The sequence below is a fragment of the Collinsella sp. An271 genome (genome assembly GCF_002159695.1).
Taxonomy (GTDB): domain Bacteria; phylum Actinomycetota; class Coriobacteriia; order Coriobacteriales; family Coriobacteriaceae; genus Collinsella; species Collinsella ihumii.
In genome coordinates, this window is record NZ_NFJE01000007.1 from 25,983 (window position 1) to 40,697 (window position 14,715).

Consider the following 14,715-nt stretch of genomic DNA (forward strand, 5'->3'; position numbering starts at 1 on the left):
CGGCGGACGATGTGCCGGGAAGCCTGCTACCATGGCGCCGAACCCGCAGCCACATGCGGCGCGGGGCAGCGGCCGCCGCGCCGGGCGCGATGGCGGCGTGTGCCAGGGTTCTTGAGCTTGATTGAATATGGTGCGCGGCGCTTGGGCGCCGCGCGTTTTTGTAAAGGGGGCGGGAGATGCGGAGTTTGTTGCTGGAGACGGATTGGAACGAGGAGTGGATGAGGCGGCAGGAGCTGCGTCGGACTCCCGACGATCCGGCGCAATGGGATGCCCGCGCTCGGCACTTCCGTCCTCGGGAGACACATCCGTATGCCCAAGATTTCCTCGCGCTCGCAGACATCCGCCCGCAGGAGTCCGTGCTCGACATGGGGTGCGGCGCGGGATCGCTCGCCATCCCGCTGGCGCAGGCGGGGCACAACGTCGTTGCCGCCGATTTCTCCTCGCGGATGCTCGAGACGCTGCAGGAGGGCATCCGCTACTACGGAGGCCTGGACGATCGCATCGATACGCTGCAGCTTGCCTGGGATGACGATTGGGAAGCCGCGGGGATCGCTCCCCGGTCCGTCGACGTCGCAATCGCCAGCCGCTCCATCGCGACCCGCGACCTCAAGGCCGCGCTCACCAAGCTCACCGTCGCGGCGCGCCGGCGCTGCTGCATCACGTTGATCGCAGGCGCCAGCCCGCATCTCGACGAGCACATCATGCGCGCCATCGGTGCATCGGTCACCCGGGGTACCGACTACATCTACGCCTTCAACATCCTCGTCGGCATGGGGCTCAGGCCCGAAGTGAGCTACATCGACTCACCTCGGCGCGACACGTTCGATTCGCTCGAGGACGGTGTCGCCGACTTCGCGCGCATGCTTGAAGACGGCAACGAGCATCGTGTCGACGAGCTCCGCTCCTATCTCGCCCAGCACATGGTCGACAACCCCCATGCCGGGGAACCGGGCTCAAAGGGCAGGCCTCAGGGCCGCTACATGCTCGATCACGAGCGCATCACGCGGTGGGCCTTCATCGCCTGGAGCACCGGCGAACCGGAGCCTCCCGAGCTGCAACCATGAGAGTATCACCCGGCTGGAATGCACGGAATCGGTCCGCACGCATGCGGCTTGAATCGATCAGCGGTTTTCCAGATCGAGCTCGAACGCCTTACCATCCGTACAGGTGATTTTGAGCTGAGAGCCGTCGAGCGCCACATCCGACGCGGTACCCGACTCCTCGGCGATCTGCACGGGCACCGAGCCGTCGGCGTCGACATAGGCGCAAACCGTATAGGAGCCATCCAGGTTGGCCACAGCGTAGATCGTTCCGTTGTATACGGCCAGGCCGACAGGGGTGCCCGAGATATCGAACAGCGAAACGAACGAGTCGGGGGCATCGGTCGAGCTGCGCACCACGCGCATGACGCCGTCGTCAAACGAGCGCACCGCATACACCGTGCGGCCGTATGCGATCGAAGCCGAGCCCAGGTCGTCCGCATCGATCGTCACCGCCTGATTCTCGGCCGCAGGCTGCGTCGACTCCACGGCATCGCGTGCGTCGGGCGCGAGTAGCGCGCCCATGATGGCCCGTATGAGCACGAACGCGAGGACGAGGGCCAGCGCCGCACCGATGCCGACGGCAGCGAAGGTGAGCACACGAGGGCTGCGGCCCTGCGCACGCGTACCCGCGGCACGAGGTCGCCGCGTCCCGGCAGCGGCGGCCCGCAGCGCGTCCTCCTCGCCCGGCCTAACGTGCGCCGCGCGCTTGGCCGCCTCGGCGGCGTTGATCGGCGCATGGACACCGGTCGGACGGCGGCGGGCAGGGCGCGGAGAATCAGCCATGATATGCTCCTCGATCGTTGGGTCCGCACCTCGACGGCACGGCGTTCGGACAATTCGGTACAGTATACCGACAACGCGCCGGTCCTTCCCCTATCGGGCTGCAACGGCGCGCCGCTCAGGCGCATTCCCCGTGAAAACGCGACAAAAATGGGCTGAGAGCTGGCATTTGTCGCAGGAGTGCTATATCGTGTACCAGCGCGCATCGGCGCATGATATCCGCGTGGTGCCCCTCACCACGTTCATTCGATAGGTTCTGTAGAAAGAGAGCACCGCTCATGGCACTTACCGGCAAGCAGGTCCGCCAGCTCCGCAGCCTGGCCCACCACCTCAATCCCGAGATCTACATCGGTCGCGGCGACATCAACGAAGGCCTTATCGAGCAGACCGAGGAGAGCCTCGAGGCGCACGAGCTCATCAAGTGCGCCGTCCAGGACGGCTCCGGGCTCACGGCACGCGAGGCTGCCTCCATTCTCGCCGGGGAGACGGGCTCCGACGTGGTCCAGATCATCGGTCACCGCTTCTCGCTGTATCGCGCAAGCTCCCGCAAGGACATCGACAAGATCGAGCTCGCATAACATCTTCCGCAAGGATGGGTCATAGGGGGACGGGTTCATTGCAACCCATGGCGGAGTGCCGCCATGGGTTGCAATGAACCCGTCCCCCTATGACCCGTTTCCCCAGGGAAGCACTGATTAAGTGCCTTCCTAAATCATCGCGACGCGCTGCTGGCGATTGATGATGCGCTCGTACATCTCGCGCGTCTCCTCCTCAGGGAAATCCTGCAGCTCATGTTGCAGAAAGTGCAGATGCCCGTTATAGAGCTCCACGATCTCGCGCCGCCGCCCGCACCGATCGTACACGGTCATGGCGCGGCGGATTACATCCTCGCGCGTCGGGGCCTGCTTGAGCGCAGCCTCGACCAGCCAGGAGGCGCACGAGTTGTTCTCGATCTGCAGCGCCTTGTCGATGCCGGCCACCATGCAGTCGATGAACTTCGTGAGGAACACGCGGCGCATCTCGACGAAATACGTGGGATCGCCGCAGTCGGGCACATAGAGCGGACCTCGGTAGAGTTGCTCGATCTTCAGGCACGTCTCGATCACCTGCTGCGCAGAAGAGGCCTCGCTGCCGACGAGCACCGCGCGGGCCAGCGCATCGAACTGCCGCACATCGGAGTAGACGAACTCCGCGTTGAACGCCACGCCATCGCCTTGCGTGAGCACGTACTGAGGGCCGCCCGCCTGCTGCTTCACGGCCGCTCGCAGCGAGGACAGTGTCACATAGAGGCTCTCCCGGCCGTGCGAGTAGTCCGCGTCCGGCCACAGCTCGTCGATGATCGTGCGGCGGCTGACGAACGACCCCATCGCAAGCACCAGATGCGCGGCGAGCGCACCGGATTTCTTGCGGCGCCAGAGCACGTCGGTGAGCGTATGGCCGTTGCGCTCCGCATGGAATCCCCCGAACAGGTTGATGACGACCTCGCCGGTCTCGGGAATCCGCCCGCCATCGATCACCTCGAACGCCGCCTCGCTCGGCACGCTGCGCGCCGTCGCGGACCGCGCGGATTGGGAGACCTCCCGCGGAAGCAGATGGCGCAGCGACTCGGCACGGCTCCCCATCAGCGCCATCGCATGACGGGCCGTGGGCCAGAAGCGCTCGTGGCGCATCTCGTCCTTGTGGCGGGAATACCACGCCGAAAGCTCCGAATCGAACTGGGCAGCCGACAGGTGCAGCGCCACGGCCCACGCCTCGGTGGTGTCGCACTCGTCTTGAGACAGATCGATGACCTCGGCCTCCTCGCGAATCTTGATGCGCGACGTGTGGCGCAAGTACGACGTGCGCTCCAGCATCGTGCCCCAGGAGCGCAAGAACACCTGGCCCGCGTCGGCGAGCTTCAGCACCTGCTGTCCACGGAAATGCGCGTTGATCGCCTGGCCGACCGCCAACGACTGCCAGCCCTCGGCAGCAAGGCAGAACAGCTGCGTCATCAGATCGGACTCGCGCACCGCCATCGTCCCCGCCTCCGCGAAGCAGCGCTCGTCGACCAGCGGCTCGCCATCGTAGAGGCGCGCGATGTTCGCGGCCAGCCGGATGCGCACGGCGACGGGAACGAGGTGCCGCGCCGTCAGGACCTTGATGCCCTGCTCCAGGCGCTCGAGCTCATGCGGCTCGACGCCCCGACCGTGCAGGGCGGCATCCATGCAACGGTCCGCCTGCAGGAAAAGCAGCGGGATGTTGACCTCGTTGTCGCATTTCACCGCGCGCATCAGGCGCTCCGCGCGGTCCCATGCAGGGCTCCCGGCGCCGCCGATCAATTCACGGTAGATCTCCGCATGCTCCTTCAGCAGCAACGCGTCCCCTGTTGGCTCGTGAGTATTCGCCCCGCCCAGATCCGGCAGCGCGGTCCCGCTCACGCTCCCCCAGGCATCCGCCAGCATGACAGCGCTCCCCCACGTCTGCGCGTCCACGTCCTGCACGATGCGCTCCGGACGTTTGCGCAGCTCGGCTGCCGCATTGCGCGCCATGCGGTAGTCGCCGAGCGTCAACGCCGACGCATAGGCGCCGAGCAGCGCCCCCGTCGTCATGTCGCGCCCGATCAGACGCTCCGGCGTCGACAGTACGCGCTGCACGAACTGCGCGTGCCCCGCCAGGGCGAACTGGACGGGAAACTGCCCGACGAGCGACAGCGTGCCCTTCTCGTCGAGCACGAGCTCCGCCAGCGCCACGGCCGCATCGACCCTGCCCGTCTTCATGAGCATCCGGGCGGCACGCGAGGCGAAGGTCGGACGCCGCTCGGCGATCTCGCGCCGCAGGTCATCGTACTCGGAGGTTCCCTTCCCCAGGCACGAGAACGTGCGCCGCGAGCCGTCCAGGCCGAACATCGGGTAGTCGCGCGCCAGGCGCTCCATGGTCTCGCGATGGATCTTCACCCCGCACCGCTCGAAGTCCCCCACCGTGCCGCCGCCGAGCAGCAGCATCATGCAGGCGGGGCGGTATAGCGCGTCGCGCTCGCGACGCAGCTCCTTCAGGACCTTACGGTACAGCGCACAGATCGCCTGCTCGAGCAGCGCGCCGCCGTAGGAGCGATCCGTTGAGAACTGCAGCATCGTGACGAGAGACGGGATGCCCCCGGTCAGCTCGTAGACGTCGAGCGACCGCGAAATCGAATAGAGCCGAGCCCACTCGGAGTATTCGCGCGGCTGCACCGTAAGGTCCCGAGAGGAGATGAGGCATGCGCCGGGGAGCGCCTCAGGCAAGCCGCGGTTTCCAGGTGTGCACACCAGCAGCAGCTCGTATCCCTGACGCATCAGCTCATTGAGGCGGTCGATGACGGCGTCCTCACCGTGCCGATCGACTTTGGGCATGTCGTCGATGGCGACAAGGGGCCTGAGCGTCGACGGGGTGCGCAAGGCGAGTTCGCCCAAGCGCTCCACAAGGCGCCCGGTATCAAGGCGCCCCGCATCGATCAGATGCGTCTCCCGCCGCACTGCATCGTTTTGCGCATGGGAGACGCACTGCAGCAGGACCGCGGTCCTTCCGAATCCCGGCGGCGCGCACAGAATCGCCGCTCCGGACTCCCCCAGCTTCATCATGATCTGATCGACCAGACGCCGCCGCTTGATGATGAGCCCCGAGCACGCGGCATGCGCCTCGCGCTCGCACGCGCCGTCGTCGATTGCCTGTTCGATGATCCGCTCTTCCTGTTCGTGTGCCATGGTTCCTCCCAACGTGATTCAAATGACGATGCACTTATCTTCTTTTGCTCATCTTCATTCATATCTTGTTTTGTTGTAGATATACCATAGCACTCTGTTTCCATAGTGCAATATTTTTTATTGAATTCTTTCGGATTGATTTCAGAATTCCGAAAGATGTGGTGCCGGTAACAAAAAGCGCCCCGAACCGCCGTGGTTCGGGGCGCTGTGCAATCGCTGGGCGAAACGCTGCGTTAGGCGAGCTCACCGCACTTGGAGAGGGCCTCCTCGTCGGCGACGAGGACCGTGTTGGTGTGAAGCTGCAGGATGGATGCCGGGCAGCTCGGGGTGATCGGACCGAAGCACATATCGTGCACGGCCTGGGCCTTCTTCTCACCGTTGGCGGCAACGAGGATCATCTTTGCGTTCATGATAGTCTGCACGCCCATGGAGAACGCCTGGCGCGGTACCTCGTCGATGCTGTCGAACAGACGGCTGTTCGCCTCGATGGTCGACTCGGTCAGGTCGACCAGATGCGTGCCCCTGGAGAAGTGGTCGTCGGGCTCGTTGAAGCCGATGTGGCCGTTGTTGCCGATGCCGAGCAGCTGGAGATCGGGATACCCGGCAGCAGCCACGGCCGCGTCGTACGCAGCGCAGGCGGCCTCGTAGTCCTCGGCCATGCCATCGGGCACGAAGGTCTTCGACTTATCGATGTTCACGTGATCGAACAGGTTGGTGTCCATGAAGTAGCGGTAGCTCTGCGGATGGTCTCCGGCGAGGCCGCGATACTCGTCCAGGTTGTAGGAGGACACCTGGGAGAAGTCGAGATCGCCCTTCTTGTACCACTCGACCAGCTGCTGGTAGGCGCCGATCGGGGTGGAGCCGGTCGCAAGGCCCAGCACGCAATTCGGCTTGAGGATGATCTGCGCAGAGATGATATTCGCCACTTTGCGGCTCATATCGTTATAGTCGTGCGCGCGTACGATGGTAATCATGCAGGGCCCTTTCTCTCGATCCCCTATTGCTCGATCCCCCGCCATCCGGAAGACCGACTGAACACAACCCTACCGCTCCCGTGCGGTGATCAACGTGTCGAGCTCCTTGACGGTATCACCCACGTTGCCCCGGATGCTCGAGAATTCGACGGAGTTGCAGATCAAGATGGGAGCGGTCACGTCGTACCCCTCGCGCTCGATCGCCTCGCGGTCGAACTCGATCAGGACGTCGCCCTTTCTGACGGACTGCCCCACCTGAGCCTTGACGTTGAAGTACTTTCCATCGAGTTTGACGGTGTCCAACCCAACATGGATCAGCACGTCGAGCCCTTCATCGGTGTGCAGGGCGAGCGCATGACCCGTGGGAAAAATGGCTTCGATTTTTGAATCGGACGGAGCGACGACCTTGTTTCCGGTCGGCTCGATAGCAACGCCTTGGCCCAAAAGGCCAGCTGCAAACGTCTGATCATTAACTTCGGATAATGGGATTACCTTACCCGCTAGAGGCGAAAGGAGCACATTATTCCGCTTTCGCAAGCCAAATGACTTGAGAAACTCGCTGAACATGATCCCCCTGTTCAACACAATCCAGAGAGCTACTGAGTTATTAACATAATCCTACCGCAAAGGGCAATCCCCGCACAGAGCATTTTGTCCATTTCGGAATCGCATGAAGGCATACGGCGCCCCGTACCTGCACTGCGCTGACGGCGGACATAAAAACAGGGCTCGCCGAAAACGGCAAGCCCTGTCCTGTGGATGCAAATCCAAAAAGCTTAGCGCTTGGAGAACTGCGGAGCGCGACGGGCCTTCTTGAGACCGTACTTCTTGCGCTCGACGACGCGCGCATCGCGGGTAAGGAAACCGGCGCGCTTGAGGTCGGCACGATAGTCGCCAGCCTTCAGCAGAGCGCGGGCGATGCCCAGGCGCAGAGCACCGGACTGACCGGTGATGCCACCGCCGTCGCACAGGGCGATGACGTCGAAGCTACCGGCGGTGTCGGTGACCTTGAAGGGAGCGAGAGCGTTCTCGACCAGCTGCTTGCGGCCGAAATACTCAGCAGCGTCACGCTTGTTGATGGTCACCTTGCCGGTGCCAGGGACGATGCGGACGCGGGCAACGGCGTTCTTGCGACGGCCGGTGCCGTAGTAAACAACGGTGTTCTCAGCCATCTTTAGCCCTCCAGCTCAATCTTCGTGGGGTTCTGTGCAGCATGCGGATGCTCGGGGCCGGCGTAGACCTTGAGCTTCTTCAGCTGCTCACGGCCGAGAGTGGTCTTGGGCAGCATACCGCGGACGGCGCGCTCGATGACCTGCTCGGGGTGCTTCTCCATAGCCTGGCGGAAGCTCTCAGCCTTGAGACCGCCATTGTAGCCGCTGTGACGGTAGTAGACCTTCTGGTTGGCCTTGTTGCCGGTAAGCTGGACCTTATCGGCGTTGATGACAACCACGAAGTCACCGCAGTCAGAGTTCGGGGTGAACTGAGGCTTGTTCTTGCCGCGCAGGATCATGGCGATCTGAGTGGCAAGACGGCCCAGGACAGCACCCTCGGCATCGACGAGGACCCAGTTGCGAGCAACCTCGCCCTGCTTGAAGTAGTGAGTCGACTTCTGAATCACTTGACTCCTCCATGTACAGTACGTGTCTTAACAGAGATTCACGGGGCTCTGCAAATGACTGAAGAATTATAGCGCGCCCGGATGCGGGGTCAATGCGCGTTTTGCCGTCGCGCAGAGTTTCTGCACATGTTCATCGCATGGTTCGGCGCGGTTCGGCAGGGCCATGTGGCGCTCAAGCCGCTCCCCCGGGCGTTCCTCAAGCGGTCCAGCTTGCGAGCGCGCCGGCTCACTTGAGGAACGACACGATCTCGTCAAGGCGGCGCGCCGCCTCCTGCCTGCCTTGGATATACAGGTCGAGCAGCTTGGCGGTGTCGTGTTCGATGTGCCCCACCTCGACCGGACGGGGCGGGGTGAGGACGAGCGCGCGCCCCTCCTTCTCGTAGGCCCAGATATGCTCGCGCTGCTCGTTGTAGCGCTCATGCCTGCTCTCGATGGCGTCGAGCAGATACGGATACTCCCCATAGCGCGCACGGGCGGCCGCCATCATCTCATACGGCCCCTTTTTGTATGCGCGATGCTGCGTGAGCACGACCACCGCGCGATCGTAGCCCGCGCCCTCGAGAACGTGCTCGATGGGCACCGAATCGGCCACGCCGCCGTCGAGGTACAGATGGCCGTCGATCTCGACCGGCTGCGTCATAAGCGGAAGCGACGTGGTGGCGCGCACGACGTCGATGTCGAGCACGGCGTTTTTGACCTCCAGGTACGCCGCCGTCCCGAAGACGATGTCGGTCGCGACCGCCACCAGCGGCATCGGGTTCTTCAGGTAGGCCTCGTTGTCGAACGGATCGAGACGGTCCTGCACGTCGTTCAGCATGAAGTCGTAGCCGATGAAGCTGCCGCTGCGCGCGAAGGACTTGGCGCCCATATAGCGCTCATCATTGCAAAATGCGAGGTTGACGCGGTTGGGACGACCAATCTGGTGGGACTTGTAGCTCAATCCGTTCAGGACGCCCGCGCTCACGCCATAGCAGGCATCGGGCTGGACGTTGTGCTCCATCAGCACGTCGAGGACGCCCGCCGTGAACTGCCCGCGGAAGCTGCCGCCTTCGAGGATGATCGCCGTCTTGCCCGCGTTTGCCGCCCGCTGATCCATTCCGCGCGCCCCTTTTCCACCTATGCCGCCGTTCGTTTCCCCTCTTCTACCCACAAACCAGATACCCAACGCGTATCAGACCAACCCGCCCACGCATCCGCCCCGCACGCGCGCCCCATGCATAAGAATCCCGATGCGTGGTAGAATACGTACTCCACGAGCCTGTGCGGCCGTGCGTTATTTGAAAAGGTCGAGCGGCTCTTGCCGCCCACGACCTCCCGTTGAGGGGGCGACTGGTTTCGACACGATAGCTCTGAGAGAGGAAGCAGGCCGTGGTCTCCTCGCCACGTTAAACAGGGGTACCGTCAAAATGAATTGACAAGAATTCTTCTTACGAGCCCCAGCTGGCTCTTGCTGCTTAATTAATTAGCGGCACGTCGCGCTCGGGAGGTTCCCCGGCCCGGACCCGATGTCATTTGAGGGGAACGCTCCCGCGCACGTAATCGGTATGGCGCGGGCTAAGATCGAACCGGTTAGGACGCCGCGAGCGTGTCGCTGCGCGCAACGCGTCCGAATCTAAACCAGCGACTGAGCCTGGAGATGCCGATCAGGGGGCTTTCGTGGACCGGAGTTCGATTCTCCGCGCCTCCACCAAACGCGAACTGGGCTTTTACCTGTTTCAGCAGGTAGAAGCCCATTTTTTGTGTATTTGACTACCGAACACGTGTATTAGATTTTGGCGAATTCGGACAGTTTTTAGACCGTCTTGGTTACTTTTGGCGAGCGAAAACGGCGCCCTACCTGCCCTGTTCCTCATCGCGGATGTCGCCCATGGCGAATATCACTCCGTCGATGGGTTGAAACGAACCCGTCCCCAACCAACCCATTTGCAGGCAGATGAAGATGCATATTTGCCGCCTGAGCACTGAACAATTTCGGTCAACGAACATGTTTATTCGGCGAACGGTCACTGTGGGCATGACGGTCGCAACACCCCAAACACCATCGATGACCTGCGCTTTTCATTGCAGACGGCAATTCTTGGAGCACTTAACCGCTTCTTCACACACGTGAAGAATGGCTCACAAATCTTGAAACACGCTTACCGCACACGCTATCGTCCCACTCGCATCTTGTCTAACCCTCACCTAGGAGGTTTACACGCATGAACGCACAGAACGCACAGCTCGCCGGTGCCCTGGTCGGTCTCGGCGCTACCATTACCCAGGCCATGGACGAGATTGAGGACTTCGTCCCCTGCGGCCACCCCGCCACCGTCGTCATCGACGGGCTTTCCTCCCTGAACGACCGCCTGACCGATGACCAGCGCAACGACCAGGTGACCACCGTGACCGGCCTCATCGACCACGTGAGCGAGAAGCGCGGCGTGCCCGCCCACCCCGTGATCGACGTGACGGAGCTCGGCAGCATCAAGACCCAGCTTCTGGGCGAGCTGCACGACATCGCCTGCACCGTCAAGCCCAAGACCAACACGCACCAGGGCGTCAACGCCTGGATCTACCGCTCTCTTGCCGCCATCGAGAGCACCGGCAACCTCGAGGCCGCCGCGCGCATGGCCGAGGTCCGCTCCATCAAGGCCGCCGTCGAGACGCTCTAGGGCGGTTCCCTACCTCCACGGCACAAAGACAGCTTGCGTCAGAAGCGGCAGCGTCACCCCGACGCTGCCGCTTCTTGCTATGGCACCTTGTAGTGCATATCGGGGACGTCCCCGATATGCACGTGCGCATGTTTACCCACGCCGCCCACGCGGCAGGCGAGCACCCTTCCCCGCCCCGTTCAGCACACGGCTCGCCCCGATCAGGCTGTTCCTATACAGGGGAAGCAGCGCCTCGCGCAGCCACGCGCGCTCGCGGACAGGTCTCAGCCTCCTCGGACAGGGTCCCGGACGGCATCTCCTGGCCCGGGCCGGTTGAACGCAAAAGGCGGCACCGGAAAATCCCGGTGCCGCCCTATCAGCGATGAGAACCCGGCGAGAGCGCCGGACCGCGAGACCCATCAGGAAAGGCTCTTGCGCAGCAGCTCGTTGAACAGCTTGGGATTGCCCTGGCCGCGGCTCGCCTTCATGCACTGGCCCACCAAGAAGCCGAGCACCTTCTGGTTGCCGTCGCGGTACTGCTGTGCCTGGTCGGCGCAGCGCGCGAGCACCTCGTCGACGATCGGCTGCAGCGCGCCGGCGTCGCTCACCTGGCGCATGCCGCGCTCGTCCACGATCTTCTCGGGGTCCTCGCCGGACTCGGCCATGAGTCCGAAGACCTCGTGCGCCTGGTTGGAGCTGATGGCGTCCTCCGCGAGCAGCTTGGCGAGCGAGGCGATCTGCGCCGGCGCGATGCCGCTCTCGGCCAGGCCGGCGCCTGTGCCCTTGAGGTAGGCCGCGAGCTCGTTCACGATCAGGTTCGCCACGGCCTGCGCCGGCTTGCCCGACAGGCCCGCGGCGGCCGCCTCGAAGAAGCCGGCCGTCTCGGGATCGCCGGCGATCTGCTCGGCGTCGGCGCGCTTGATGCCGAAATCGGCCTCGTAGCGGTCGCGCTTGGCATCGGGGAGCTCGGGGATCTCAGCGCGGCAGTGCTCGATGAACTCGTCGGACAGGTCGAACGGCGCCAGGTCGGGGTCGGGGAACAGGCGGTAGTCGTCGGCGGTCTCCTTGACGCGCATCACCACCGTGCGCTTGCGGCCCGGCTCCCAATGGCGCGTCTCCTGGTAGATGATACCGCCCTCCTCGAGCACCTCGGCCTGGCGGCAGATCTCGTAGGCGAGGCCGTCGTGCAGGGCCTTGAAGGAGTTCAGGTTCTTGAGCTCCGTCTTGGTCCCGAGCTTGGTCTCGCCGCGGCGACGCAGTGAGACGTTGCCGTCGCAGCGCATGGAGCCGTGCTCCATGGAGCAGTCGGAGATGCCGAGTGTGAGGAAGATGCGGCGCAGCTTCTCCATGAACAGGCGCGCCTCCTCGGGCGTGCGCAGGTCGGGCTCGGTAACCAGCTCGATCAGCGGCGTACCGCAGCGGTTGTAGTCGATGAGGCTCTCGCTTGCCGCGGCGATGCGGCCCTCCTCGCCGCCCACGTGCACCATCTTCGCCGCGTCCTCCTCCATATGGATGCGCAGAATGCGGATGGGCACGGTGTAGGAGCCGTCCTCATGGCGCTCGGGCAGCGCGAGGTTCGCGGTGTCGTAGCCGCTCATGGCGGACAGCGCGCCGCCGGACGACTCGCCGCCCTCGCGCATCTGGGCCGCCATGGCGGTCGAGAGGCCCTCGGCGTTCGCGCTCGCGCTCGCGAGGCTCAAGCCCTCCGCCTCGCCGAACGCGCACGCGGGGCGCTCGGCGGCGCCGCGGCCGGACACCTCGAGATCGAGGCGACCGTGCATGGCGAAGGCGACCGGGCCCTGCGTGGTCTGGAAGTTCTTGGCCATGTCGGGATAGAAGTAGTGCTTGCGATAGAACATCGAGCGCTTCTGAATCTGGCAGTTGGTGGCAAGCCCCGCCTTCACGATGCTCTCGATGGCCTTCTTGTTCGGCACGGGCAGGGCACCCGGCAGGCCCAGACACACCGGGCACACGTTGGCGTTCGGCTCGTCATCATGGGAGAGCTTGCAGTTGCAGAACATCTTGGTATCGAGCGTCGTGAGCTCGGTGTGGATCTCCAGGCCGATGACGGCCTCCCAATCCTTGAGGACCTCGGAGAGCTCCCTCATGCCAGCTCACCCCCCTTCCCGGCGAAATCGGGCGCAACGGAGAGCGCCGGCTCGCCCGTCTGACCATCGGCAAAGCCGCGCTCGAGCGCCGCGGCGAACGTGAGCAGGGTGCGGTCCTTGAACGCCGGACCCACGAGCTGCGCCGCGACCGGCAGCCTCGAGGTTGCCCCCAGCCCCAAGGGCACAGACACGCCGCCGTTGCCGGCGATGTTGATGGATATGGTGTACAGGTCCGACAGATACATCTGCGTGGGATCGGAGATCTCGCCGTGCTTCCACGCGGTGCGCGGGGAGGACGGCATCAAGATGACGTCGCACGCCTCGTAGGCGGCGGCATAGTCGGCCGTGATGAGCGTGCGGGCCTTCTGGGCCGCGTAGTAGTACTTGTCGTACACGCCGCTCGACAGCAGGTAGGCACCCAGCAGCTGGCGGCGCTTGGCCTCTGCGCCAAAGCCGTGGGCACGCGAGCGCGAGCTCTGCGTATCGAGGTTGGGGCAGGCGGGCTCCTGGTAGCCGTAGCGGATGCCGTCGAAGCGCGCGAGGTTGGAGAACGCCTCAGCAGGGCCGATGACGTAGTAGGCGGCGATGGCGGCATCGAGATGCGGCAGGTCGACCTCGACCAGCTTGGCCCCTTGCGCCTCGAGGGCACGCGCAGCCCCCTCGACGGCGCTGCGGACCTCGTCGGTCAAGCCCTCGGCCTCCATGAACGCGGGGATGATGCCCACGCGACGGCCCTCGACCCCGTCGTGCAGATGCTCGCAGAAGTCGACCGCGCAGTCCTGGCTCGTCCCGTCGTACGGGTCGCGGCCCGCGCCCACCAGCGCATTCATGGCGAGCGCCACGTCCTCGACCGTGCGGCCGAAGGGTCCCACCTGGTCGAGCGAGCTTCCGAAGGCGACCACGCCGTAGCGCGAGACGGCGCCGTAGGTCGGCTTCATGCCCACCACGCCGCACAGCGCCGCGGGCTGGCGAATGGAGCCGCCCGTATCGGAGCCGAGCGCGAGCGGGACCTCGCCCGCCGCGACCGAGGCGGCCGAGCCGCCCGACGAGCCGCCCGGGATGCGCTCGACATCCCAGGGGTTGTTCGTGGGGCGAAACGCCGAGCTCTCCGTCGAGGAGCCGAACGCGAACTCGTCCATGTTGGCCTTGCCCACCGGCACGCACCCGGCATCGAGCATGCGCTGCACGCACGTTGCCGTGTACACGCTCTCGTACCCCTCCAGCATGTGCGAGGCGCAGGTGGTGCGCGTGCCGACCAGGTTCATATTGTCCTTGATGGCGAACGGCACGCCCGCGAGCGGCGGCAGGGCGTCGCCTGCGGCGCGCGCCGCGTCGATACGGTCGGCGGCGGCGAGCGCAAGCTCGGGCGTCACCTGCAAAAACGCCTGCACCGCCCCGTCACGAGCCTGAATGGCATCGAGCGAGGCCTCGGCCACCTCGCGCGCGGAGAACTCGCCCGCGGCGATGCCCGCGGCGATGCGCGCGGCAGACAGGGTATCGAAACTCGTCGGCATCAGCGCTCACCCCCCTCTCCCAGAATCGAAGGCACGCGGAAGAAACGGTCATGCGTGCTCGCCGCGTTCTCGAGCGCCACATCGAGCGGCAGATCGCGCTGCCCCAGCTCCGCGTCCTCGCGCATGACGTTGGCGAGGTCGCCGATGGGATGGAACGTGGGCTCGATATCCGGCAGATCGTACTCGAGCACCGGTGCGAGCATGTCCACCGCGTCGTTGAGGTACGCGGTCATCTGCTCGAGTTCATCGCCCTCGAGGGCGATGCGCGCGTACTCGGCGATACCGCGCACGTCGTCTTTGCTGAGCGCCATGGGCACTCCTATCTT

At 64.5% G+C, this 14,715-nt stretch carries 13 protein-coding genes and 1 other RNA gene; 4 read left to right on the forward strand and 10 right to left on the reverse strand.

What is annotated here, in order from left to right; all coding sequences use genetic code 11:
- Positions 1 to 176: 176 nt before the first annotated feature.
- Complete coding sequence (locus B5F74_RS07350; protein ID WP_143753825.1) at positions 177 to 1,064, forward strand: class I SAM-dependent methyltransferase; 888 nt, start codon at positions 177 to 179, stop codon at positions 1,062 to 1,064.
- A gap of 57 nt (positions 1,065 to 1,121) precedes the next feature.
- Here the strand turns inward: B5F74_RS07350 and B5F74_RS07355 are convergent, their stop codons facing one another.
- On the reverse strand, positions 1,122 to 1,826 hold the full coding sequence (locus B5F74_RS07355) for a hypothetical protein (RefSeq protein ID WP_087201291.1): 705 nt from the start codon (positions 1,824 to 1,826) through the stop codon (positions 1,122 to 1,124).
- 275 nt (positions 1,827 to 2,101) lie between these two features.
- On the opposite strand from B5F74_RS07355, the gene B5F74_RS07360 reads away from it, so the two are divergent.
- Entirely contained in the window at positions 2,102 to 2,401 is a 300-nt protein-coding gene (locus B5F74_RS07360; protein ID WP_066829950.1) for a YhbY family RNA-binding protein, read from the forward strand.
- Between the two features lie 129 nt (positions 2,402 to 2,530).
- On the opposite strand, the gene B5F74_RS07365 is transcribed toward B5F74_RS07360, so the two are convergent.
- From B5F74_RS07365 to B5F74_RS07390, 6 genes are all read right to left on the reverse strand, one after another.
- On the reverse strand, positions 2,531 to 5,542 hold the full coding sequence (locus B5F74_RS07365) for a BTAD domain-containing putative transcriptional regulator (RefSeq protein ID WP_087201293.1): 3,012 nt from the start codon (positions 5,540 to 5,542) through the stop codon (positions 2,531 to 2,533).
- A gap of 233 nt (positions 5,543 to 5,775) precedes the next feature.
- Positions 5,776 to 6,516, reverse strand: a complete 741-nt coding sequence (gene nagB / locus B5F74_RS07370; protein WP_066829960.1) for a glucosamine-6-phosphate deaminase — start codon at positions 6,514 to 6,516, stop codon at positions 5,776 to 5,778.
- Positions 6,517 to 6,585: 69 nt separating this feature from the next.
- A complete protein-coding gene (locus B5F74_RS07375; protein ID WP_066829963.1) occupies positions 6,586 to 7,083 on the reverse strand; it encodes a PTS glucose transporter subunit IIA in 498 nt (165 codons plus the stop codon).
- Between the two features lie 209 nt (positions 7,084 to 7,292).
- A complete protein-coding gene (gene rpsI / locus B5F74_RS07380; protein ID WP_066829966.1) occupies positions 7,293 to 7,688 on the reverse strand; it encodes a 30S ribosomal protein S9 in 396 nt (131 codons plus the stop codon).
- Positions 7,689 to 7,690: 2 nt separating this feature from the next.
- The gene (rplM, locus tag B5F74_RS07385) at positions 7,691 to 8,134 is read right to left on the reverse strand and encodes a 50S ribosomal protein L13 (RefSeq protein WP_066829974.1); all 444 of its coding nucleotides are present in this window, start codon (positions 8,132 to 8,134) and stop codon (positions 7,691 to 7,693) included.
- A 226-nt stretch (positions 8,135 to 8,360) separates the two neighbouring features.
- Entirely contained in the window at positions 8,361 to 9,230 is an 870-nt protein-coding gene (locus B5F74_RS07390; RefSeq protein WP_087201295.1) for a patatin family protein, read from the reverse strand.
- Between the two features lie 225 nt (positions 9,231 to 9,455).
- Here B5F74_RS07390 and ssrA point away from each other — a divergent pair.
- Both ssrA and B5F74_RS07400 read left to right on the forward strand, forming a co-directional pair.
- Positions 9,456 to 9,824: a transfer-messenger RNA gene (ssrA, locus tag B5F74_RS07395) on the forward strand.
- A gap of 511 nt (positions 9,825 to 10,335) precedes the next feature.
- The gene (locus tag B5F74_RS07400; RefSeq protein WP_066829980.1) at positions 10,336 to 10,788 is read left to right on the forward strand and encodes a hypothetical protein; all 453 of its coding nucleotides are present in this window, start codon (positions 10,336 to 10,338) and stop codon (positions 10,786 to 10,788) included.
- Positions 10,789 to 11,186: 398 nt separating this feature from the next.
- Here the strand turns inward: B5F74_RS07400 and gatB are convergent, their stop codons facing one another.
- From gatB to gatC, 3 genes are read right to left on the reverse strand one after another with little or no spacing between them, the layout of a single operon-like run.
- Positions 11,187 to 12,875, reverse strand: a complete 1,689-nt coding sequence (gene gatB / locus B5F74_RS07405; protein WP_087201297.1) for an Asp-tRNA(Asn)/Glu-tRNA(Gln) amidotransferase subunit GatB — start codon at positions 12,873 to 12,875, stop codon at positions 11,187 to 11,189.
- Positions 12,872 to 14,389 carry an Asp-tRNA(Asn)/Glu-tRNA(Gln) amidotransferase subunit GatA gene (gene gatA / locus B5F74_RS07410; RefSeq protein ID WP_087201299.1) on the reverse strand — a complete coding sequence of 506 codons (1,518 nt, stop codon included), beginning with the start codon at positions 14,387 to 14,389 and terminating at the stop codon, positions 12,872 to 12,874. Before gatA ends, gatB begins: the two co-directional genes overlap by 4 nt.
- Positions 14,389 to 14,700: an Asp-tRNA(Asn)/Glu-tRNA(Gln) amidotransferase subunit GatC gene (gene gatC / locus B5F74_RS07415; RefSeq protein WP_066829986.1), complete on the reverse strand. Its 312-nt coding sequence runs from the start codon at positions 14,698 to 14,700 to the stop codon at positions 14,389 to 14,391. Before gatC ends, gatA begins: the two co-directional genes overlap by 1 nt.
- Positions 14,701 to 14,715 lie beyond the last annotated feature (15 nt).

What these genes read in the sequence shown, in the direction of transcription:
- B5F74_RS07350 (WP_143753825.1), top strand. Translation starts at nt 177, where the DNA reads ATGCGGAGTTTGTTGCTGGAGACGGATTGGAACGAGGAGTGGATGAGG.
- B5F74_RS07365 (WP_087201293.1), bottom strand. Translation starts at nt 5,542, where the DNA reads ATGGCACACGAACAGGAAGAGCGGATCATCGAACAGGCAATCGACGAC.
- gatC (WP_066829986.1), bottom strand. Translation starts at nt 14,700, where the DNA reads ATGGCGCTCAGCAAAGACGACGTGCGCGGTATCGCCGAGTACGCGCGC.
- rpsI (WP_066829966.1), bottom strand. Translation starts at nt 7,688, where the DNA reads ATGGCTGAGAACACCGTTGTTTACTACGGCACCGGCCGTCGCAAGAAC.
- gatA (WP_087201299.1), bottom strand. Translation starts at nt 14,389, where the DNA reads ATGCCGACGAGTTTCGATACCCTGTCTGCCGCGCGCATCGCCGCGGGC.
- nagB (WP_066829960.1), bottom strand. Translation starts at nt 6,516, where the DNA reads ATGATTACCATCGTACGCGCGCACGACTATAACGATATGAGCCGCAAA.
- B5F74_RS07375 (WP_066829963.1), bottom strand. Translation starts at nt 7,083, where the DNA reads ATGTTCAGCGAGTTTCTCAAGTCATTTGGCTTGCGAAAGCGGAATAAT.
- B5F74_RS07355 (WP_087201291.1), bottom strand. Translation starts at nt 1,826, where the DNA reads ATGGCTGATTCTCCGCGCCCTGCCCGCCGCCGTCCGACCGGTGTCCAT.
- gatB (WP_087201297.1), bottom strand. Translation starts at nt 12,875, where the DNA reads ATGAGGGAGCTCTCCGAGGTCCTCAAGGATTGGGAGGCCGTCATCGGC.
- B5F74_RS07360 (WP_066829950.1), top strand. Translation starts at nt 2,102, where the DNA reads ATGGCACTTACCGGCAAGCAGGTCCGCCAGCTCCGCAGCCTGGCCCAC.
- B5F74_RS07390 (WP_087201295.1), bottom strand. Translation starts at nt 9,230, where the DNA reads ATGGATCAGCGGGCGGCAAACGCGGGCAAGACGGCGATCATCCTCGAA.
- B5F74_RS07400 (WP_066829980.1), top strand. Translation starts at nt 10,336, where the DNA reads ATGAACGCACAGAACGCACAGCTCGCCGGTGCCCTGGTCGGTCTCGGC.